General features: G+C 37.1%; 11 protein-coding genes. All 11 read left to right on the plus strand.

What is annotated here, in order from left to right; translation table 11 throughout:
* The first annotated feature begins 15 nt into the window (after positions 1 to 15).
* The 11 genes from EGI31_RS23370 to EGI31_RS23420 all read left to right on the plus strand — a co-directional run bounded on the left by EGI31_RS23370 (position 16) and on the right by EGI31_RS23420 (position 22,937).
* Complete coding sequence (locus tag EGI31_RS23370) at positions 16 to 1,263, plus strand: efflux RND transporter periplasmic adaptor subunit (RefSeq protein ID WP_255039611.1); 1,248 nt, start codon at positions 16 to 18, stop codon at positions 1,261 to 1,263.
* Between the two features lie 216 nt (positions 1,264 to 1,479).
* Complete coding sequence (locus EGI31_RS23375; protein WP_255039612.1) at positions 1,480 to 2,157, plus strand: ABC transporter ATP-binding protein; 678 nt, start codon at positions 1,480 to 1,482, stop codon at positions 2,155 to 2,157.
* A gap of 79 nt (positions 2,158 to 2,236) precedes the next feature.
* On the plus strand, positions 2,237 to 2,587 hold the full coding sequence (locus EGI31_RS23380; RefSeq protein ID WP_255039613.1) for a hypothetical protein: 351 nt from the start codon (positions 2,237 to 2,239) through the stop codon (positions 2,585 to 2,587).
* 35 nt (positions 2,588 to 2,622) lie between these two features.
* Positions 2,623 to 5,076 (plus strand): ABC transporter permease, encoded by a 2,454-nt coding sequence (locus tag EGI31_RS23385; protein WP_255039614.1) that lies wholly within the window; start codon positions 2,623 to 2,625, stop codon positions 5,074 to 5,076.
* Between the two features lie 81 nt (positions 5,077 to 5,157).
* Positions 5,158 to 7,587 (plus strand): ABC transporter permease, encoded by a 2,430-nt coding sequence (locus EGI31_RS23390; protein ID WP_255039615.1) that lies wholly within the window; start codon positions 5,158 to 5,160, stop codon positions 7,585 to 7,587.
* 460 nt (positions 7,588 to 8,047) lie between these two features.
* Positions 8,048 to 10,444, plus strand: a complete 2,397-nt coding sequence (locus EGI31_RS23395; protein ID WP_255039616.1) for an ABC transporter permease — start codon at positions 8,048 to 8,050, stop codon at positions 10,442 to 10,444.
* An 87-nt stretch (positions 10,445 to 10,531) separates the two neighbouring features.
* Positions 10,532 to 12,964 (plus strand): ABC transporter permease, encoded by a 2,433-nt coding sequence (locus EGI31_RS23400; protein WP_255039617.1) that lies wholly within the window; start codon positions 10,532 to 10,534, stop codon positions 12,962 to 12,964.
* An 81-nt stretch (positions 12,965 to 13,045) separates the two neighbouring features.
* Entirely contained in the window at positions 13,046 to 15,460 is a 2,415-nt protein-coding gene (locus EGI31_RS23405) for an ABC transporter permease (RefSeq protein ID WP_255039618.1), read from the plus strand.
* A gap of 81 nt (positions 15,461 to 15,541) precedes the next feature.
* Complete coding sequence (locus tag EGI31_RS23410) at positions 15,542 to 17,983, plus strand: ABC transporter permease (protein ID WP_255039619.1); 2,442 nt, start codon at positions 15,542 to 15,544, stop codon at positions 17,981 to 17,983.
* A gap of 101 nt (positions 17,984 to 18,084) precedes the next feature.
* A complete protein-coding gene (locus tag EGI31_RS23415) occupies positions 18,085 to 20,472 on the plus strand; it encodes an ABC transporter permease (protein ID WP_255039620.1) in 2,388 nt (795 codons plus the stop codon).
* 41 nt (positions 20,473 to 20,513) lie between these two features.
* On the plus strand, positions 20,514 to 22,937 hold the full coding sequence (locus EGI31_RS23420; protein ID WP_255039621.1) for an FtsX-like permease family protein: 2,424 nt from the start codon (positions 20,514 to 20,516) through the stop codon (positions 22,935 to 22,937).
* Positions 22,938 to 22,977: the final 40 nt, after the last annotated feature.

The raw sequence follows: 22,977 nt of genomic DNA on the forward strand, positions 1-22,977 counted from the left end.
AACTAATAAATAACAATGGACGTAATAAAACCTAAAAAATTCTGGACGAAACAGAAAATTACTCTCACCGGCTTAGGTGCGGCACTTGTCGCATTTATCATATACCTGACTTTCTTTTCTGACAAAAGATCAAAGCTAAATGTTGACGCTGAAAAAATTACCATAAGTGATGTAAAAGAAGGCAATTTCGATGAGTTCATAATAGTTCAAGGTGCAGTACAACCACTGAAAACCATACGTCTGGATGCGATAGTTGGAGGTTATGTTACGCAAAAATTGGTTGAAGGTGGTACCAAGGTAGAGAAAGGCCAAATAATTTTAAGGTTGGAAAATCAGCAACTTAAGTTAAATTTCCTACAGTCTGAAACAGAAGCAAATAGATTGGTAAATGACCTCCAAAATACTCGTCAGAGATTGAGAGTGGAGAAATTTACATTGCGTAAAACTCTAGCTGAGTTAGATTTTCAAATTGACCAAGCCAAAGATGCTTACGAAAGAAACAAGAAATTGATAAAAGATAATGTAATCTCGGAATCCGATTTCCAAAAATCAAAAAGAGAATATGAGAGACAGGTAAATCAAAGAAACATTGAGGTTGAGTCTCAAAAGTATCAAGAAGAAAATTCAAATCTGCAAATCAAACAATTGGAAGGAACGCTACAAAGGACTCAAAAAAACGTAGACCTTTGGCGTGAAACGCTTGAAAATCTGGTAGTAAAAGCACCTGTTTCTGGTTTACTTTCCTCTATAGATGTGGAAGTTGGTTCCAACATCAGCCAAGGCCAAAACATTGGTCAAATCGATGATTTAGATGGCTTCAAGATGCGTTCTGATATAGATGAACATTATATTTCAAGAATATTTCCGGGACTAAAAGGATCATTCGAATTCAACGGGAAGTCACACGAAATTGACATCATAAAAGTGTATCCAGAAGTTAAAAACGGTAGGTTTGCTGTCGACATGACTTTCACGGGTAAATCGCCAGAGGGCATCAGACGTGGTCAGTCGTCACCTGTGAGATTGGAACTTGGAAAAGCTGAAAAAGCAATTTTGATACCTGTGGGTGGATTTTTCTCAGACACGGGTGGTAACTGGATCTATGTGGTGGACGCCTCAGGAAAAAAGGCCGTAAAAAGAAATATTTCACTGGGTCGCAAAAATCCAGAATATTTCGAAGTGCTAAGTGGCCTGAAGTCAGGAGAGAAAGTGATTACAAGTGGTTATGAGAACTTTGGAGATAAGGAAGTTCTAGTATTTTAAAGAAGCTGAAAACTGAATAGAACACAGATTAAACGGATTGGACACAGATTTTTACTTTAATTTTTTTGTAAATACTCATGTTCATACTTTTTAAATATCTGAATGTAATCGATTCTCTATTAAGTCACCAGCTCAAATTATCCGTGTCAAATCCGTGTTTTTCCGTGTTCTCGAAAATGAAAAATGATATAATAATTTTGAATAAAAGCTAAAAATATGCTCAAAACGACAAATCTAAAGAAGGTATTTAGTACCGAGGAAATTGAAACCACAGCCTTGAATGGCATCGATTTAGAAATCAAAGATGGCGAATTTGTAGCCATTATGGGTCCATCAGGATGTGGCAAATCTACTTTGCTGAACATCATTGGTTTGCTCGATAATCCATCTGAGGGAAGTTATGATTTTTATGGAAATGAAGTAGCCAAAATGACCGAAAGAGAAAGAGCTTCTTTGAGAAAGGGAAACATTGGTTTTGTATTCCAGAGTTTTAATCTCATAGACGAGTTGACGGTTTTTGAAAATGTAGAATTGCCGCTACTTTATTTGAAAACCCCTTCCGCAGAAAGAAAAACCTTGGTTGAGGCCGCGTTAGCCCGTATGAACATGATGCACCGTCGCAACCACTTCCCTCAACAGTTATCGGGTGGTCAACAACAACGTGTGGCTATAGCAAGAGCCGTAGTTGCCAAACCAAAACTTATTTTGGCCGATGAACCAACTGGTAATTTGGACTCGACAAATGGCGAGGAAGTAATGAAATTATTGATGGAGTTGAACGCCGAAGGAACCACGATAGCTATGGTGACACACTCGCCTTATGACGCAAGTTTTGCTCACAGAAAAGTAAATCTCTTTGATGGCAAAATCGTGACAGAAAACTTTCACGTTTAGGCTGAATAGCAAGGCCTAAGCTAAAAAAATGGCCAAAAAGATTGAATTTAGGTAACATACTAAATTTAAAAACCAAATTATGAAAAAGCTATTAACACTTACATTTTTGCTTGCCTTTGGACAAGTTTATTGCCAAGATTTTGTTAAAAAATCAGATGGTTCTTTTGAGTTTGGCGAGGCCTTGAGTTTTGAAAACAACTTATTCAAGCTAGTAAATGAAGAATCTGATACCCTGGTTTACAATGCAGAAGATCTCGCCATTATTCATATTTCTAAAGAAGGATTTGTGATGAAAAATCTTCAATTGAAAAATGCCCAATTCAAATCCAATAAGCATGGCACTACTATAGTTTTTCCAGAAAATAATCTGAAAAGCGAGCAGAATATTGCGAAGAAAAAGAAAGAGACTCCAACGCCTTCTAAGTCTTGAATAATCTTCAAATGAGGATTTAAATAAAAAATATTATGCTTAAAAATTATTTCAAAATAGCTTGGCGTAGCATCCAAAAAAGTAAAATGATGTTTGCTATAAATGTCACTGGTTTGGCTTTAGGCATTGCTACTTGTCTGGTCATCTCTCTATTTGTGCTAGACGAAATTTCGTATGACAGATTCAACGAAAAGGCAAATCAGATAGTTAGGGTAAATTTAAGTGCTAAAATGGGCGATGAACTCATTGATGAGTCAAGTGTAATGGCTCCTGTGGCACAGACTTTTAAGAATGAATTTCCAGAAGTCCTGACCACAACCAGATTGCTCAAAACCGCTGATATAGCCAAGGTTGTGTATAATAATCAAACCTTCAGGAGCGGAAAATCAGCCATGATAGACTCCACTTTTTTTGATGTTTTCACTATAAAATTTGTAAAAGGAAACGCCAAAAATGCTTTAAATAGACCTAATACTGTGGTTTTAACACAAAAACAAGCCAAGGCGTATTTTGGAAATGAAGATCCCATCAATAAAATTCTTGAAATAAAAGACCAAGGTGTGTATGCCCAATCGGGGTATGTTGATTTAAGCGGCCTGTATACCGTCACCGGAATTATCGAAGAAATTCCTGCTAACGCACATTTTCATTTCGACATTCTGACCTCAATGGCAGGTAATCCAGACGGACTAAGTCCGAGTTGGCTAAACGGAAACTATCATACCTATCTTTTGCTCTCTAAGCAGGCGAATTTGGCCCAATTAGAAACTAAAATGAAGTTAATTCCCGAAAAATATATGAGTTCGCAGATAAAATCTGGAATGGGAATGACCTTTAAGGAGTTTTTAGACAAGGGCAATAAAGTGGGTTTCAAACTTTTATCACTCACAGACATTCACTTATATTCCGACTATAAATTTGAACTAGAACAGTCAGGTGACATTAAAACAGTCTATATTTTCTCGGCAATTGCCCTATTTATGTTGTTCATTGCTTGTATAAATTTCATGAATTTATCAACTGCAAGTGCGTCAAAAAGGGTAAAAGAAATAGGCATGAGAAAAGTGTTAGGTTCTGAAAAAAGCCAATTAATTTTTCAGTTTTTGACGGAAGCTTTTCTGGCTACATTGGTAGCCATGCTTCTTGCCTCTCTGATATTTTTCTTTGCTATTCCATTTTTTAATCAAATATCTGGCAAAGCTTATGCTATCCAAGACCTCCTAAATGCTCAAATTTTGGCTGTATTAGTATTGCTGACCCTTATTATCAGCATTTTTGCAGGAGCTTATCCAGCCTTTTTCATGTCGGGTTTTAAACCTTTGCAGGCCCTAAAAAACAGGTTTTCTACAGGTAACACCAAAGGCATTCGAAGTGGATTAGTCGTTTTTCAATTCGCCATTTCTGCTACACTTATCATCGGCACATTGGTAGTTGGCAAACAAATGCAATTTATTAAAAACAAGGATATTGGCTACGACAGAAAACATCTAATAGTAATCCGTCAGGCCGGACTATTGGGTAAAAATTTCGAGGCCTTTCGAGCTGAATTAAAGAAAGATAGTAGAGTAAAAAGCATTTCAACTTCTGCATTTCTTCCTGCAGGGCCATCGGACAATTTCGCTACGGTGGTATCTCCTTTGAACGATCCAATGCAAAGAATTCGTGCCAAGAACTTCAACATAGATGAGGAATACATTCCTACCCTCAGTATGAAAATGTTAGCGGGGCGAAACTTCTCTAAAGAGGCAGGCACTGAAAAAAACAATATAATTATAAATGAGTCGGCCATAAAGGCTTTTGGTTTAAAACCTAACCCCATTGGGCAGACCGTAATGGAATCAGTTGGAACAGATAAACCGATAGAAATTTTAACGATAGTTGGGCTGGTAAAAGATTTTCATGCCAGGTCATTACACGAGAAAATCGACCCTTTAATTATGCGTTATAATCCATATTATGGTCTGATAATCAAGGTGAATTCCGAAAGTTCAGCTGATTTGATAAACAGCATGAAAAGTAAATGGACTTCATACGGAACAGGCGAGCCTTTCAGCTACGCATTTTTAGACGAATTGTATAACGAAACCTACCAGAAGGAGGCCAACATGAATTCCATTCTCAGAATTTTTGCTATCCTTACCATTTTTGTGGCCTGTTTAGGTTTGTTTGGCCTGGTGACATTTACAACGGAGCAACGGTTTAAAGAAATTGGAATTCGTAAGGTATTGGGTTCTTCTGTTCCTCAAATTGTCGGTTTACTTTCAAAAGATTTTCTGAAACTTATTGTGGTTTCATTTTTAATAGCCTTTCCATTAGGTTATTATATTATGCAAAACTGGTTACAAGATTTTGAATATCGGACAGAACTTAACTGGTGGATTTTCTTGGTGGCCGGAATAGCAACAGTTGTCCTTGCCTTTATAACCATAAGTTACAGAAGTATTCAAGCCGCATTGATGAACCCCGTGAAGAGTTTGAAGTCGGAATAGAAAATAGTTACTGGGAAATTGGTTACTGGGAAATTGGTATTTTAAACCAGTTTCCAGTAACAAATAACAAATCACAAAATTATGATACGCAATTACTTTAAAATCGCTTGGAGAAATCTTGTTAAAAACAAAGCTTTTAGCTTAATCAATATCTTTGGTTTGGCAGTAGGTCTTACCTGCTTTTTATTAATCTTCATGTACATCATCGATGAGCTCAGTTTTGACCGTCATTTTCAAAATGCCGAAAGAATCTATAGAGTCAATTCAGATATTCGTTTTGGTGGGACCGAAATGAAGATGTCGCAAAGCGGTGACCCCATGGGTGCAGTGCTCAAAAAAGATTATCCCGAAGTAGAGCAGTTTACCCGGTTGTATACCAATTATGGTGGCAATTATGTAAAAAAAGGCAGTGAATTTATTTTTGAGGAACGTATGGCTCATGCCGATTCCACCTTTTTTGACGTATTTTCTTTGCCCATTTTGGCCGGAAATCCCAAAACTGCATTAGACGCACCCAACACTGCTGCCGTAAGTAAGACGTTGGCTAGTAAATATTTCGGAACCACCGAAGTTATTGGTAAAACCCTTGAAATTGGCGATGACCAAAAAACCATTTACAATATCACGGCCGTTTATGAGGATATACCAACCAATACCCACTTCAATTTTGACATTCTGCTTTCTATGGACAATGTCCGGTATAATTTCGGAAATTTCCTTAGTCATAATTTTTACACCTATGTGCTGCTAAAAAATGGAACAGACTATAAGGCTTTCAATAAGAAATTCGAAGAAGTTACCAGCCGATATATTTTCCCGCAGGCCAAACAACTGATGAGCATAAATACCATGGAAGACTTCAGAAAATCGGGTAATGAACTAAATTATAGCCTGTTCCCAGTTACTGACATCCACCTAAAGTCAGACAGATCCTTTGAGATTTTAGCCGGCAGTACCATGCAATACATTTACATTTTTGGAGCAGTGGCTTTCTTTTTATTGCTTATTGCCTGTATCAATTTCATGAATTTGAGCACAGCAAAATCGGCCAATCGTTCAAAAGAAGTAGGCATCAGGAAAGTCTTGGGAACCGAAAAGAAAACACTGATAAAACAGTTCATAGCAGAGTCCTCACTGACCAGTTATATTTCTTTTATCATATCGCTACTTTTGATCGGTATCCTTTTGCCGTTTTTCAACGATTTAACCGGAAAATCATTTTCCTATTCTAACCTTTTCGAGACTCGATTTTTACCAGTAATATTACTTTTACCACTCTTTGTAGGTATTTTGGCAGGGTATTACCCCGCATTTTTCTTGGCATCATATAAGCCAATTGAGGTATTAAAGTCCAAACTCAATTCGGGATTTGCCAAGAGCAATTTACGCAACATCCTGGTCATGTTCCAGTTTACGGTTTCACTTATTCTAATTGTCTCCACCGTAGTGGTTTACCGCCAACTCAACTATATCCAAACCAAAAACATTGGTTTCAATAAAGACCAAGTTCTGATTATTGATGGCATTGCTTCGCTCAGAGAAAGTAAGTTGGCTTTCAAAAATGAGATTTTGCAAATGTCAGGTGTAAAATCTGGCTCATTGTCGCAGTATTTGCCAGTTTCCAATTCATCGAGAAGCGATGAGACTTTTTCAACAGAAGCAGCCATGACCGAAAAGAATGGATTAAATATGCAACTTTGGAAAATTGACCATGACTATATTCCAACCTTGAATATGGAAATGGCCAGTGGACGTAATTTTTCGAAAGCCTATGGGACAGATTCTAGCGGAATAATAATCAATGAAACTGCCGCCAAAATGTTGGGCTATGACGACCCCATCGGAAAGAAACTTTATAGATCCATTGGAAACAACAGTACCCTGGATTTCACGATTGTGGGTGTTGTTAAAAACTTCAATTTCGAATCATTGAGAGAGGATATCGGTGCACTTTGTATGGTTTTGGGCAAAAGTAGAAACGGTATGCTTTTCAAAATAAATTCAGAAAACTCGCAGCAATTGGTCGGCCAAATAGAAGCCAAATGGAAAAGTTTGGTACCCGAAATGCCCTTTAGTTATAGATTTCTGGACGATTCCTTCAATGAAATGTACCGAGCCGAGCAAAGAATTGGAAAAGTGGCTCTCATTTTTGCTTTTCTCACCATACTTATTGCATGCTTGGGGCTTTTTGGGCTAGTGACCTACATGACAGAGCAAAGGGTAAAAGAAATAGGCATAAGAAAAGTATTGGGAGCCAGCGAAATCTCGATTGTAAAATTACTTTCAAAAGATTTCATGAAATTGGTTTTGATCAGTATTTGTATCGCTTCTCCCATCGCTTATTTTGCCATGAAAGGCTGGTTACAAGACTTTTCATACCGAGTGTCTATAGAATGGTGGATATTCGTATTGGCAGGAGTAGGAGCCATATTAATTGCATTCTTTACCGTTGGTTATCAAGCTATAAAAGCGGCCCTGATGAACCCTATAAGAAGTATAAAAACAGAGTAAAAATCAGCTTAAAATTTCTACTTTTTAAGGATATTATGGATATACTATGCTTGGGTTCAATTTATCAAGTGTCCGAGTTCTCAGGAGGAAAAAGCATAAGAAACAGATTATTTTTATCAATATGATTAAGAAATTAAATGTAGAAATAACAGTTCGACTTTATAGCTTAATAATTTATGAATCAAGCCTTTACTTAAATTTTTAACTAGCCCTATTTTACAGAAATATGGTTTGAAAAAAGACTTGTCCACAGCCGTACAAAAGTGTTCGAATTCGGACGAATATCATTTTTTAAATTTTCGTAAACTCCTTTAAATAAGTACTTTGCAACATTGGCATACCGTTTGAATATTTAAAATTGAATTATGAAAAAACTATACCTTAAATACATGAAGTGACGCCCAAGATTTTTATTAGAGACAAAAATTGGGCTTAATCTTTTGTTTAACGGACTTAAATTATGATAAAGAACTATTTCAAAATAGCCTGGAGGAGCTTAGCGAACAACAAGGTTTACAGCTCTATCAACATCATGGGGCTGAGTATTGGGCTTGCAGCAGCCATGCTTATAGTGCTCTACAGCAAAGACGAAGTTAGCTATGATCGATTCCATGCAAATGGCAATAATATCTATCGTGTAGTGAACCAATGGCTAAACCCCGACGGAAGTGTAAAAAGTAAGGACGGAAACACAGGGCATATTCAAGGGCCAAAATTCAAGGAAAGTATTCCGGAAGTGAAAGCTTTTGTGAGAGTAAAGTCTGATAATAGAAACATAAGGCATCAGAATGAAATAAGTAACATCGAGTTGTTAGCAGTGGATACTAATTTTTTATCGGTATTCACTTTTCTTTTAATCTCTGGAGATCCTAAAACAGCCCTTTTACAACCAAAATCCATCATTCTTTCAGAAGAAATGGCCGAGAAGTATTTTAACGATACAGATATTTTGGGCAAAACCATTGAGTTTATTGAGGATGACAAAGTGGTACCCTACAAAATCACGGGAGTTACAGAAAATTGCCCACAAAATTCATCTCTGAAATTCAATTTTCTGATTCCTCAGGATGTAGACAAATCAGAGTATGCAAACTCAGAAAACTGGTTTAACTTTTTTCAGAATACCTTTTTGGTGTTAGAACCCAACACCAACCAGCAAAGCACCGAAGCAAAAATACAAAGAGTTTTCGAGGCTGATGCCAAGGATGCCATGTTGAATATGAAGGAAAAATACGACGTTAAAGAAACCGTAAAATTTCTCTTACAGCCTTTGGCAGACATTCACCTGAGCACGGACTACATAGCCAGTAATGGCCTGAAAGACGCCAGCAATCCAACATTTTCATATATTTTAGGTGGAATCGCCATTTTTATCCTGATTATTGCTTGTATCAATTTTGTAAACCTAACCGTGGCTCGCTCCATTAAAAGAGCCAAAGAAATAGGAGTAAGAAAAGTGGTGGGAAGCAATAGGAAACAACTCATTCTACAGTTTTTAGGTGAGTCCTATATACTCAGCTTTGCTGCTTTTATAATTGCCATTTTACTTGTGGTGGTGGTATTGCCTACATTTAATCAACTTGCCAACAAGTCCTTGTCTCTGACCTATCTTTTTGACCTGAAATTGATTATTTTTTATGTCTTACTTTTTCTACTAACAGGCTTATTGGCTGGGCTTTATCCGGCTTTGGTTTTGTCAGGTTATGACCCTGTTAAAACACTTTACGGTAGATTCAATTTTACTGGCAAAAATTACCTGCAAAAATCATTAGTAGTTCTACAATTCGGTCTCGCCTCATTTTTGATTATCGTTACCATGGTTATCTATACCCATTTTAATTACCTAACCAATAGCGATTTAGGCTATGACGATAAGGATTTAATAAAAGTAGAAAAATGGAGAATGACAGGGAACGAAGCCAACTTGTTTAGAGAAGAATTGAGAAAAAACCCGAATATAATAGAAGTTGCTCCCAAAAACGGTGGAACATGGGGTACCTTGGCCAAGATAAATGGCGAAACCTCTATAAGTTTTGCCTACGAAACGGTCAACACGGTCTATTTAGATCTTTTGAAAATACCTCTTGTAGTTGGAAGGAATTTCTCGCCCCAATTCCCATCAGATTCCACAAAGTCAGTTTTGGTAAATGAAACATTTGTGAAACAGGCAGGGTGGAAAGAGCCATTGGGCGAAGTAGTAAATTTCTTTTACAACAACAACGAAAAATATCAGGTGATAGGAGTTGTGAAGGATTATCACTTTGCTTCGCTCAGCCAAAAAATTGAACCTCAACTCTTTACCATGAAACCCGACAATGAATATGGTCAGGTTTTTATAAAAATCAAGCCTGGTTCTGAAGCCGCTAGTTTGAAGCACATAGAACAGACATTCAAAAGGCTTTTCCCTTTGAGCTCCTACGCCTACTCTTTCAAAGAAAAAGAGAACTTAGCGAGTTATGAGTCGGAGTCCAAGTGGAAAGACATTATATTATTTGGAGCCATTTTAACCATTTTTATATCGTGCATTGGTTTGTTTGGCCTGGCTACTTTATCAGCCGAAAAACGCACAAAAGAAATAGGCATCAGAAAAGTGATGGGAGCTTCGGTGGGCAGTATAGTAAAACTGCTCTCCGCTGATTTCTTGAAACTGGTGAGTTTATCTTTTTTGGTTTCGTTTCCATTGGCCTATTTTTCGGCTCAAAAATGGCTCGAAAACTATCCATACAGAGAGAATTTCAACTGGTGGATATTCGGATTTACGGCATTCACAACCGTGGTTGTGGCATTGCTGACCGTTAGCTGGCAATCCATTAGAGCCGCACTCATGAATCCAGTGAAAAGTTTGAAAACTGAGTAACAAAAAATATTAAAATAGTTTTTCGAAAACATAAGAGATTAAACATCTGACTAAAAGCAAATTGCATATAGTTAAAAGCTCAAGAAAATGATAAAGAATTATTTCAAAATCGCTTGGAGAAACCTTATAAAAAACAAAGTTTACTCGTTCATCAACATTGTAGGGCTCGCCATTGGAATGGCCTCGGCTATTCTTTTGTTTGCCATTATTCATTTCGAGCTGAGTTTCGATACTTTTCACGAAAAATCAGCAAGAACGTACCGTGTCGTGAGAGAAGTAAAAACCAATGACGGCAATGTAGACTATACTTCTGGGGCCCCATTGGCTATGATAGATGCGTTAAAGCAGGAGATTCCTCAAATAGAAAAAGTGGTTCCTGTCTGCGGCACCCTAGAACCACAGATAACGGTATTGGGAAAGGACCCAAATAGCAACTCGAATGCCTCAAAATATACCGAAGACAATCAGGGAATATGTGCAGGACCAGAATTTTTTGAGGTTTTTGATTTCAAATGGTTACTAGGTACTCCAAAAGTATTAGCTGAGCCAAACGTGGTGGTTTTGTCGAAAAAATATGCAGAAAAATATTTTGGTAATTATGAGGATGCTGTCGGACAATACTTGAAATACAACAACAATACGGTTATGAAAGTGGTGGGTATTTTAGATGAAATCCCGCTGAACACCGACCTACCAGCAAACATCGTTTTTTCATATGAATCAAAAAGGAGTAACGCTTCAAATTTTGGCTTTGGAGCGTATGACAATTGGGGTAGCACCAGCAGTATGGACAATATATTCGTTTTGCTTCCCGAAAACTTTACCGAACAACAAGCCAACTCGCAGCTAGAAGTTTTTACCAAAAAACATTGGGACCCAAAAAAAGAAAACGATGTCAAAAAACATACGCTCAGTTCAATTGCCAACATGCATTACGATGACCGTTTTAGTAATTATACTGATCGCACAATCTCCAAGAAAAAAATAGCTGGAATAGGCCTTGTTGGCCTTCTGGTAATTGTTATGGCCTGTATAAATTTTATCAATATTAGCACTGCCATAGCCTCCAAAAGAGCCAAAGAAGTAGGCGTAAGAAAAACCATGGGCTCTCAAAATGCCCAGCTGATCAAGCAGTTCATGACCGAAACCATGGTCCTGGTGGGACTTTCGATGGGTATTGGTTTACTCATTGCTCGGCTTTGTTTGCCGTTACTTACCGATTTATTTGATTACCCTGCCGAAGCCAATCCTTTTTCGGAGCCTCTACTTTGGATATTTGTGTTGGTTATTTTCATAACTATCAATATCTTATCTGGTATTTACCCTTCCATGGTTTTATCATCCTTCACTCCTTTGGATGCCTTTCGCCAAAAAGTAAAGGTGGGTTTCACAAAAGGGCTCTCATTACGTCAAGGGCTAATAGTTTTCCAGTTTTCCATCGCATTGGTTATGATGTTTGGCACATTGGTAAATTTTGTGCAGATGAGATTCATAGAAAATATGGAAACCGGATACAAAAAAGAGGGTGTTTACACCTTTACGATGGATACTGAATACAAGAACAGATTTGAAACTTTCAAAAATAGGCTCAAAGAAATACCTGAAGTACAGTCTGTTAGCCTTTCGAATGACGAACCATCTTCTCAAAACAATTGGCAGTCGAACTTTGCCTATGCCAACGCCGCCAAAGATGCTGATTTTAATGTAAGTATGAAGTTTGCGGATTCTGATTTTTTTGAAACCTATGGTTTGAAAATTATTGCCGGTAGTCCCTACAGCAGTACAGACACCCTCAAGAAGTTTGTTGTAAACGAGACCCTTCTGAAAAAACTTGGGGTTCGTAATCCAGAAACTGCCATTGGTAAAACTATACGAGTAGGTGGCTGGGAGCCTTTTCCGATAGTTGCCGTAATCAAAGACTTCCACGTAGGCTCAGCTAAGGACGAAATCGCTCCAGTTTTGGCCACTATCGCCCCAAAATTCTATTGGAAAGGCGGGGTAAAAGTTTCATCTGGCAATCTATCGGCTACGGTCAAAAAAATAGAAAAAACCTACAATGAGGTATTTCCAGAAGTAGTGTTTGCAGGAAGTTTTTATGAAGAAACCCTCAACAATTATTACAAAGAAGAACAGCAATTGGGTCTTTTGTATCGAATAGCCTCTATTTTGGCCATTTTCATATCCTGTTTGGGTATATTCGGCTTAGCAACTTTTGTAGCCGAGCAGCGTATCAAAGAAATTGGCATCAGAAAAGTATTGGGTGCTTCCATGCTTAGTATCACAGGTTTACTTTCCAAAGATTTCCTTAAACTGGTTATAATTTCTATGGTCATTGCCTTTCCTGTTGCCTACTATTTTATGAATCAATGGCTACAGGATTTCAAGTTCAGAACCGATATCCAATGGTGGTACTTCATAGTGGTGGGCATTTTGGCACTCATTATTACGCTCATTTCGGTAAGTTATCAGTCTACTAGAGCCGCATTAATGAATCCTGTGAAGAGTTTGAAATCGGAATAATACTAAGGTTACTGGTTCTTTGGGAGTTCTCATTATTCTCAAAGTGTAGTTTTCCAGTAACCAATCAAAAATAACAAAATTATGATACGCAATTACTTTAAAATCGCTTGGAGAAACCTTGTTAAAAATATAGGGTTTTCAGCAATTAACATTTTGGGGTTAGCATTAGGTATTGCTTGTTGCTTGTTCATTTTTCTTTACATTGGCGACGAACTTAGCTTCGACAGTTTTCATGAAAAAGCAGATCGAGTTTATAGGATAAATCTTGATGTTAAATTTGGCGGAACTGAACAATCAGTTGCTACAACCTCCGACCCACTAGGGCCAACTTTAAAAAAAGACTATCCACAAGTCGAAAACTATGTGCGGCTATATAGTGCAGGCCCCTTTTTGGTTAAGAAATCCGGCACTATTGACAATACTAGGGAAGAAAAAGTCCTTTTTGCTGATTCCACAGTTTTTGAAGTATTTACTTTCCCATTAGAAATAGGAAATCCGAAATTGGTTTTAAGTGAACCAAATACAATTGTTCTCAGCAGAACTTCCGCAACAAGGTATTTTGGTAACCAGAACCCTATAGGTCAGATTTTAAAATTGGATAACAATAAAGACTTTAAAATCACTGGAGTGATGAAGGACATTCCTGAAAACTCTCATATTAAGGCAGAGTTCTTTATTTCAATGAAAAGCCTTAACTATAATTGGAATAATTTTCTGGCCGACAATTTTCATACGTATATTTTATTGCATAGAGGAGTAAATCCAAACTCTTTTGATGCATATTTTGACCAAATTGTAAAAAAATACATAGGCCCCGAATTATTAAAAGCTATAGGATCAACTCTCGATGATTTTAAAAAATCGGGTTCCTATTTTCGATATAGCATGATTCCATTAACAGATATCCATTTAAAATCTAAGCAGACATTGGAGTTGGGTGTAAATAGCGATATTCAATATATTTATATCTTTTCGATTGTGGCTTTGGTTGTTTTACTCATAGCGTGTATAAATTTTATGAATCTGAGCACTGCTCAGTCCTCAAAAAGAGGGAAAGAAGTGGGTATTAGAAAAGTTCTTGGTTCAGGAAGAATTCAATTGATGGTACAGTTTTTTGCAGAATGTGTTTTATTGTCATTTTTTGCTTTGATTACAGCGTTGATTTTAGTTATTATCCTATTGCCATTTTTTAACGACATTTCAAACAAATCACTGATAATAAATAATTTGTTCTCTTTTAAGTTCTTGCTTTTTATTACAACGTTACCAATAATAGTTGGTCTTTTGGCTGGTAGCTACCCTGCTATTTTCTTATCCTCTTTTGAGCCAATCAAAGTTTTGAAAGGAAGATTAAACCTTAAAGGAGGCAGTTTGCGGAATGTTTTGGTCATTTTTCAATTTGCTACTTCAATCGTTTTGATTATTGGAACCGTAATTATTTATCGTCAAATTAATTTCATTCAACAAAAAAACCTAGGCTTCAATAAAGATCAAGTTCTTATCATAAAGGACGCTTATGCACTTGGTAAACAAGCGATTCCATTCAAAGAAGAGGTAGTAAAACTCAAAGGTGTGCAGAACGGAACACTTTCAGGCTTTTTACCTACCCCATCAAATAGAAATAACACAATCATATTTCCTGAAGGGCAAATCGACCAAAATAAGGGCGTAAACATCGGTAGCTGGGACATAGACTATGATTACATTGAAACTATGGGAATAAGTATCACAAATGGGAGGAATTTCTCAAAGGAGTTTGGCACTGATTCTTCAGGTTTAATCTTGAATGAAACAGCTGCAAAACTACTGGGATTTTCAAATCCAATTAATGAAGGAGTAAATTTATTTATGGATGATAAGAAAAAAATTTATAGAATAGTTGGCGTAGTAAAAGACTTTCACTTTGAGTCTTTAAGAAATAACATCGGAGCTTTGTGTATGAGGCTAAAGTATAATAATGGAAATATTTCATTTAAACTCGATGCAAAAAATGACATTCAAAGCACAATCAAACAAATTGAAGGAAAATGGGCCCAAATGGCTCCTGGACAGCCATTTAATTATACTTTTATGGACGAAAGTTTCAATAATATTTATAAAGCAGAGCAGCGAATTGGCAAGATTTCCTTAGCATTTGCTTTTCTGACCATATTCGTTGCTTGTATGGGTTTGTTTGGCTTAGTTACATTTATTGCCGAACAACGCATCAAAGAAATCGGAATTCGAAAGGTTCTTGGTGCTAGTGTTGTTGCGATTATTTCATTGCTTTCCCAAGATTTTGTAAAATTGGTTATAGTAAGTTTTAGTATTGCCTCGCCAATTGCCTATTACACCATGAATAAATGGCTACAAGATTTTGAATTCAGAGCCAATATCGAATGGCCTATATTTGCTTTGGCAGGTCTTGGAGCAATTTTAATCTGCGTCTTAACAGTAAGCTACCAAGCCATAAAAGCCGCACTGATGAATCCTGTGAAGAGTTTGAAAACAGAATAATACTAAGGTTACTGGTTCTTTGGGAGTTTTAATAATTCTCAAAGTGCCTATTGCCAGTAACCAATCAAAAACAACTAAATTATGATAAAGAATTACTTTAAAATCGCTTGGAGAAACCTCCTCAAAAACAGAGTATTCAGCCTGATCAATGTTATCGGTTTGGCAGTTAGTATGTCAGTTTGTTTATTGATTTTGGCCATTATTGCCGATCAAAAAAGCTACGATCAGTTTCATACCAACAAAAATCGGGTTTACCGAATTTTGTCAACCGGCAAAAATAACAACGACATGAGCGATATGGCTTCCACAGCCATTCCGCTCAGTGAGGAGCTTCGTAAAAATTTTACGGGCATAGAATCTTCAGCTACTTTGGTAACTGATATCGGAGGAGATATCTTTTACAAAGAGAAAATTGCTTCTGGTGGGGGTTATTTTGCCGATGAAAATTTATTTAAAATACTAGATTTCAAACTTTTAGAAGGCGACCCAAAAATGGCACTTTCAAATCCTAAATCTCTTGTAATCAGCCAAGAATTGGCTTCTCAGCTATTTTTTAATGAAAACCCTGTTGGTAAAACCGTAACATTTAAAGACACCGACCTAAGCCCAACCGGAGTTAATAATGGAAACCGCGAAACTGATTATGGACTGTTTACCATAACGGGAGTTCTAAAACCTTTGGAAGGCAAAACACACCTTCCGTTCAAAATCTTGGCCTCCATGAGCTCCATCAATGCCTTGGTCAAAGATTCTGTGATAAATATTGCTCAAAATGATTGGAATTCTATCTGGGCGAATTATACCTACGTTTTACTAAAAGAAGGTAAAACGGAGGCCGATTTGCAACAAATGTTGGATAAGATTTCGGACAAATACTATCCGAAAGGCGACTTTAACCAATATGGACTAAAAGCCCAGGCTCTGAACAAAATTACACCCAGCAATCCGATAGGAAACGAAACCCACGTATCTGTGCCGGAAATCGTACTATTGGTTTTGGGCGTGCTGTGTTTGATAGTTATGCTATCGGCATGTTTAAACTATACCAATCTCTCCGTGGCTAGGTCATTAAATAGGGCCAAAGAAGTAGGAATAAGAAAAGTTTCTGGTGCCACCCGAAAACAAATATTTGGGCAATTCATTGCCGAATCTGTCTTGATATCCATGGTTTCTCTGGTATTTTCTATTCTAATTCTGTTCCTTTTACAATACCTCTTCAGCGGTTTGGTGGTAAACAAATACCTCCATATTACCTTTGAACATACCGTTCCACTCTATTTGACTTTCGTTGGTTTTAGCTTGGGTGTTGGGTTGATTGCTGGTATGTTGCCATCGCTATATATTTCTGCGTTTAATCCCATACAAATCCTCAAAAACTTTAGTGGAACTAAGATGTTCAAACGTCTAACGCTCCGCAAAGCACTTTTGGTTATGCAGTTCTCCGTTTCTTTGATCTTCATTATTTCTACTACACTTATTTATCTTCAAACTGACCATATTTTCAATTTTGACTATGGTTTTAACAAAGACAATGTAATAAACGTAACACTTTACAAACAAGACAATTACAAAAGATTTGCTCAGGAAATTTCTACTAATAAAAATATTATAGCGGTTTCGGCCTGTGCTTACTCACCGGCTTCGGGCACTCAAAATACAACCATAATCAAAAAGACCGAAAATTTAAAAGATAGTCTTCGGGCCAATTATTTTGACATAGATGCCAAGTCTGTGGATGTCTGGGATCTGAAACTTTTGGCTGGAAAAAACCTACCCGAAATTCCGAGTCTAACTGGCGAGTCGTATATTCTTGTGAATGAAAAATTAGTAGATAATTTCAAATTTGGGTCTGCAAGCCAAGCCATTGGTCAGAAAATTTTGGTTGATGGAAATAACGTAGAAATAGTTGGGGTGGTCAAGGACTTCCAGTTTCTCAACGTTATGAGAGCCATAGAGCCTTTAATGCTCCGCAATCGCCAATCACAACTAAACTTTGCCTCTGTGAGGGTAACTGGAACCAATCAACAAGAAACCGTGAAGTTTTTGGAAGAGGCCTGGAAAAAAGTAAATCCTACTACTAAATTCCAATATGCTTTTCTCGATCAGGAGTTGCTCTTGGTACACACCATGTTCAGCAATATTGCCAATGTCTTGGGATTCATCGCGTTCTTGGCAGTATTTATATCTTGTTTAGGACTGCTCGGCATGGCCACCTACACCGCCGAAACCCGCCGCAAAGAAATGGGCATCAGGAAAGTGTTAGGTTCGGGGGTATTTCAGATTATTCTTTTACTCTCCAAAAACTATGTGTACATGATTGGTATTGCGGTTCTCATAGCCACTCCATTAGCATATTTTATCAACAATTTGTGGCTGGAGTTTTTTGTATCAAGGGTCTCCATAAGTCCGGCGGTTTTACTTTTGGGAATATCTATACTGTTAACTATAAGCCTTTTAACTGTTCTTTCACAAGCATGGAGAGCTGCCAAATTAAATCCTGTGGAGTCTTTGAAGGCGGAGTAGCCCCTAAACCCCGATGGGGGCTTTAATAAGCCAAAATACGGGGATAAAATTATTTTAACCGCTGAGCCAGCGTTTTCCCCTACTGGGGTTTAGAAGCAATTATGATAAAGAATTATTTCAAAATCGCCTATCGCAGTTTACTGAAAAACCGATTGTATTCCTTGATAAATATCGGAGGACTCGCACTTGGTATGGCCACGGCTACGCTACTTTTTTTGTGGGTTCAAAATGAATTGAGTTTTGATTCTTATCATAAAAAATCAGAAAATATTTATCGCATAAACACCCATCTCAAAATCAACGATACCGAAACCTGGCACTGGGCTTCTACCCCTTATAAATTAGCTGATTATCTAAAAGAAAATTTTCCAGAAATCGAGAAAAGCACAAGGCTATTCACACCTTGGGGAGATTTTAATTTCATCCTTAACCACGAAGTTTTTGCAGAAAAAAAAGTGGCATTTGTTGATAATCGTTGGTTTGATGTTTTTGATTATCGTTTTGTAAAAGGAAACCCAGAAAGCTTTAAAAAAGATAATTTTTCGATGATTATTTCTGAGAAAAAGGCACAAGAGCTTTTTCCTAACGAAAACCCCATCGGCAAAGTAATTCAGCATGATTCGCTGTTGTTCACCATTGGTGCAGTGGTACATAGTAGCCCCTCAAATTCAAGTTTTCAATACGATTTTATATTCAATAATGCCTCGAGATTGAGCAATCCAAACGTGGCTCAGAACGATGAACAATGGAATAATTTTAATTATCAGACTTTTATTCTGAGCTCCTCAACACTCAAACCTAAGGAGGCTTCGGAGAAACTCACCAAGTTTCTGAAAAAGACGCGAAATTCTGATGAGGACAATACGAATCTGGAACTCCAAAAGTTGACAGATATCCATTTTGACAATGTCTTTCAGTCTACAGGATTGGCTTCAGCTGGCGACAAAACAGTTGTGAATATTTTCTCTCTGGTAGCCATTTTTATATTACTTATAGCCTGTATCAATTATATAAATCTGACCACAGCCAAAGCTTCACAGAGAATAAAGGAGGTGAGCATTAAAAAAATGATTGGTGCTACCAAAATGGGCCTATTCAACCAATTTATTATTGAATCATTCATAACGAGCTTTATTGCCGCTTGCCTAGGCTTATTGTTAATTTCTCTTGGTTTACCTTTGTTAAACAATATTTCTGACTCCAGTTTTTCATTCCAAACCAATCCCATCATGTTTTACATTTTGGGCGGAATTACTTTGGTATCTGTCTTGCTCACAGGTATTTATCCTTCATTGTTTATTTCCTCATTTAATCCGATTCAATCTATTAAGGGGACCATGAAGCTAAATACTAAAAGTAGTAGTTTTAGAAAAGGTCTGGTAGTTTTTCAATTTACATTTACGGTTGTATTATTGATGTCCACTTTGCTTATATTCAGGCAATTAAAATTTATCCAAAATAAACCTTTGGGTTATGAAAAAGAGCATATTTTCACCATAACGATTCCTTGGAATGTGCCTAATTCGTCAAATGTAGGTAAAACGATTTATGAAAAACTTAAAGGGGAAAGTAGCATAAAAGACGTGACGCTTTCAAACTCAAGTATCGTCAACGTTATGAACACCCATAGCGGAAGCCTCAATTGGCCGGGTAGAGATACCACATGGAATCCCACTACTTCCTTGTTGAAGATATCGGCCAACTATAAAAAATTCTATGATCTGAAACTCTCAGAAGGCCGTTGGATTACAGATAGCAAAGCGGATGAAAGTAATTTTATTTTGAACGAAACCGCCATCAGAGAATTCAAAATTCCAAAACCATGGATTGGTCAAAGCTTTGAGGTACATGGCATTAAAGGCGAAATTGTAGGTATTGTTAAAGATTTTCATTTCAAAAGTCTGAAGGAAGCTATCACACCGATTGTACTATATCATGACAGCCATGGCTATATGAGCACTATTAATGTGAAGGTTTTTCCCTGCCAATATCAAAAAGCACTGGCTTTCGCTCAAGCCACCTGGAAAGAATTGGCACCTAACAACATCATGAACTATGAGTTTTTAGATGATACTTTCAATAATTTACACAAAAACGAAGGTAAACAACTTAAAATGTTTAACGCTTTTGCCGGAATAGTGTTGCTCATTTCGTGTTTCGGTCTTTTTGGTCTTGCTACGTTTGCGTCTGAGGTCAGAACCAAAGAAATTGGTATTAGGAAAGTAATGGGTGCCAGCGTGGGCAGTATCGTGAATTTACTCTCAAAGGATTTCCTGATTCTGGTAATTATTTCCATTCTTGTTGCAGCTCCAATAGCCTGGTGGGCCATGAATAAATGGCTACAACAATTTGCCTATCATATCGATTTTCACGGATCGATAGTACTCTTAGCTAGTATTTTGGTTGTCACGATTGCCTTTTTGACTGTTAGTTATCAGGCTGTTAGAACAGCTTTATTGAATCCCGTGAAGAGTTTGAAAGTTGAGTAATTGTAACTAAATTAGAAATCAAAACTTAAAATTATTTTGTTATGGTTCCAAATTATTTTAAGATACTTTTCAGAAATAATAAGCAGTTTACCCTTATAAATGTGGTTGGGTTGGTAATTGGCATTACGTCGACCTTACTCATAATGAAATTTGTTAGGTATGAGACTACTTATGATCTCCAAAGTCCTCATGCAGACAATATCTGGAGGGTTTATAATCAAACACTTAATGGAAAAACAGTTACAACCGAAGACGCAAACACACATAGTGCAATAGGGCCAACTTTGAAGGCAGAGGTAGCAGAGGTGGTTGATTATGCCAGACTCTATTGTGGAAACACACCCGAAGTAGTTGTATTGGCAGACAAAAAGCCTTTTGATATTCAAAAATACTATGCGACCGATCAAGGCTTCTTTAGAATGTTTCCGCAGAAAGTTCTTTTTGGAAATGAGGAAAACTGTCTTAAAGAACCGCACACAGCGATTATTTCAAGGTCAAATGCCAAGCGTATTTTTGGAACCGAAAATGCTTTAAATAAGCAAATTACAATCTCCAATGGAATGATGAGGGGTAACTATACCATCACAGCAGTGGTGGAGGATGTTCCCCAAAATACCCATTTGAAATTTGACATGTTGGTATCTTATGCCACCAAATATGCCAACGGACATGTGGACAATTTCGAGTCATACTGGGATTACACCTATCTGCAGTTGGCTGAGGGTAGTTCAACTATTAATGTCAAAAAAAAGTTAGAAGCCATCAACGAGCAATTCTTAAAAAAAGAAAGCATCAGGCTGGATGTCCAACCATTTAAGGACATTCATTTACATTCAAATCTCACTTATGAACTTGAGCCAAATGGTCAAATAAGAATCGTCCGTTTTCTTAGTATTTTGGCATTAATTATATTGGTCATTTCATTCATTAATTACGTCAATCTCACCACTGCCTTGGCAAGTGAAAGGTCTAAAGAAGTAGGAATTAAAAAAACTTTAGGGGCTAATAGGTCTAAACTCATTATTCAGTTTCTTTTTGAAAGTTTAAGCCTTGGATTGTTGGCATTTTTAGTATCCATATTTTTGGTTTGGATTTTTATCGGACAGTTCAGTTCCTTTATCGGGATTTCACTGAATAACCACAACACCAAAATTGATTTACCGTTTTGGTTTTCCAGCTTCATTTTTGTAGTATTCACAGCTTTAATAGCCGGATTGTACCCTGCCCTTTATCTTTCTGGTATTTCTCCAGCAGATTCACTCCGAAAAAAGGTATTTTTCAATAATTCGGTGAATCTGAGGAAGAGCTTGGTTGTATTTCAGTTTGCAAGTACAGTTATAATGATTGTTGGTGTTTTGGTGGTTATTTTTCAAATGAAATTCTTGAAAAATCATGATTTGGGCGTAAAACTAGACCAAATACTAACCATAAAATCTATTCCCTCTGAAAGCCGAGCGGATTCATTGGCAAACAGAAAATTGACAGTTTTTAAGGATGAATGCTCCAAATTGTCTGGAGTTTCCAAATCAGCTTCATCTAGCATTGTTCCTGGATTAGGAATAAACACCATTAGTGGCAGTAGCAGGCCAATTCACTGGGATAAAAAACCCGATTTTGCCAATATTACCTCCTATTTTGTAGAAACAGACGAGGCATTTTTTGATTTGTTCAATATTGAACTTTTAGCTGGTAAGCACCAGTTTTTTTCCGACCCTGTGGCAAGATTTCAGACTGTTACCATAAACGAAACCATGTTAAAAGCCCTTGGTTTCCCTTCAGCCGATGAAGCCATTGGACAGCAAATAGCCTATAAAAATAGTGAAAATGGAGCAAAAATGACCGTTGGTGCCGTAATAAAGGATTTTCATATTGAATCCCTGAAAATTGCTCCAAGACCAACCCTGTATTATTGTTTTTCACCTGAGCAACTAGGTTTTCTTTCCATTAAAATTCAAACCTCACAAATAGAAAAATCTGTAAAGGAGATTGAAGAAATCTGGAAAAAAGTATATCCCGATCAACCCTTCAATTATTGGTTTTTGGACGAAAATTTTGCCAACCAATATAAAGCTGAGGTTCAATTTGGAAAAGTATTCGGATTTTTTGCATCAATTGCCATATTTCTCTCAAGCCTGGGCTTGTTAGGGTTAGTGTTATACAGCTCAAAAAGGAGAAGCAAAGAAATTGGAATTAGAAAAGTTTTGGGAGCATCTGTTAAAAGTATCGTAGTTTTACTTTCCAAAGAATACCTGATTCTGATCTCAATAGCCATATTGATTGCAAGCCCAATAGCCTATTTTTTGATAAATAAATGGCTGGATGGTTTTGCTTACAAAATTTCAATAGCATGGTGGTTTTATGCTCTTGCAGGTTTGTTTGTATTGCTAATCGCTTTATCTTCAGTAGGTTTTCAATCTATTCGTGCTGCAATAAGCAACCCAGTGAAGAGTTTGAAAGTGGAGTAAAGAAAAGGCACTAGGCATAAGGCACTACCGATAGAGAGCC

The organism is Lacihabitans soyangensis (assembly GCF_024343775.1).
GTDB lineage: Bacteria > Bacteroidota > Bacteroidia > Cytophagales > Spirosomataceae > Leadbetterella > Leadbetterella soyangensis.

Bases quoted from the DNA above. Each gene is read 5' to 3' on its own strand.
- EGI31_RS23395 (WP_255039616.1), top strand. From the start codon at position 8,048: ATGATAAAGAACTATTTCAAAATAGCCTGGAGGAGCTTAGCGAACAAC.
- EGI31_RS23415 (WP_255039620.1), top strand. From the start codon at position 18,085: ATGATAAAGAATTATTTCAAAATCGCCTATCGCAGTTTACTGAAAAAC.
- EGI31_RS23410 (WP_255039619.1), top strand. From the start codon at position 15,542: ATGATAAAGAATTACTTTAAAATCGCTTGGAGAAACCTCCTCAAAAAC.
- EGI31_RS23405 (WP_255039618.1), top strand. From the start codon at position 13,046: ATGATACGCAATTACTTTAAAATCGCTTGGAGAAACCTTGTTAAAAAT.
- EGI31_RS23420 (WP_255039621.1), top strand. From the start codon at position 20,514: ATGGTTCCAAATTATTTTAAGATACTTTTCAGAAATAATAAGCAGTTT.
- EGI31_RS23390 (WP_255039615.1), top strand. From the start codon at position 5,158: ATGATACGCAATTACTTTAAAATCGCTTGGAGAAATCTTGTTAAAAAC.
- EGI31_RS23380 (WP_255039613.1), top strand. From the start codon at position 2,237: ATGAAAAAGCTATTAACACTTACATTTTTGCTTGCCTTTGGACAAGTT.
- EGI31_RS23400 (WP_255039617.1), top strand. From the start codon at position 10,532: ATGATAAAGAATTATTTCAAAATCGCTTGGAGAAACCTTATAAAAAAC.
- EGI31_RS23385 (WP_255039614.1), top strand. From the start codon at position 2,623: ATGCTTAAAAATTATTTCAAAATAGCTTGGCGTAGCATCCAAAAAAGT.
- EGI31_RS23370 (WP_255039611.1), top strand. From the start codon at position 16: ATGGACGTAATAAAACCTAAAAAATTCTGGACGAAACAGAAAATTACT.
- EGI31_RS23375 (WP_255039612.1), top strand. From the start codon at position 1,480: ATGCTCAAAACGACAAATCTAAAGAAGGTATTTAGTACCGAGGAAATT.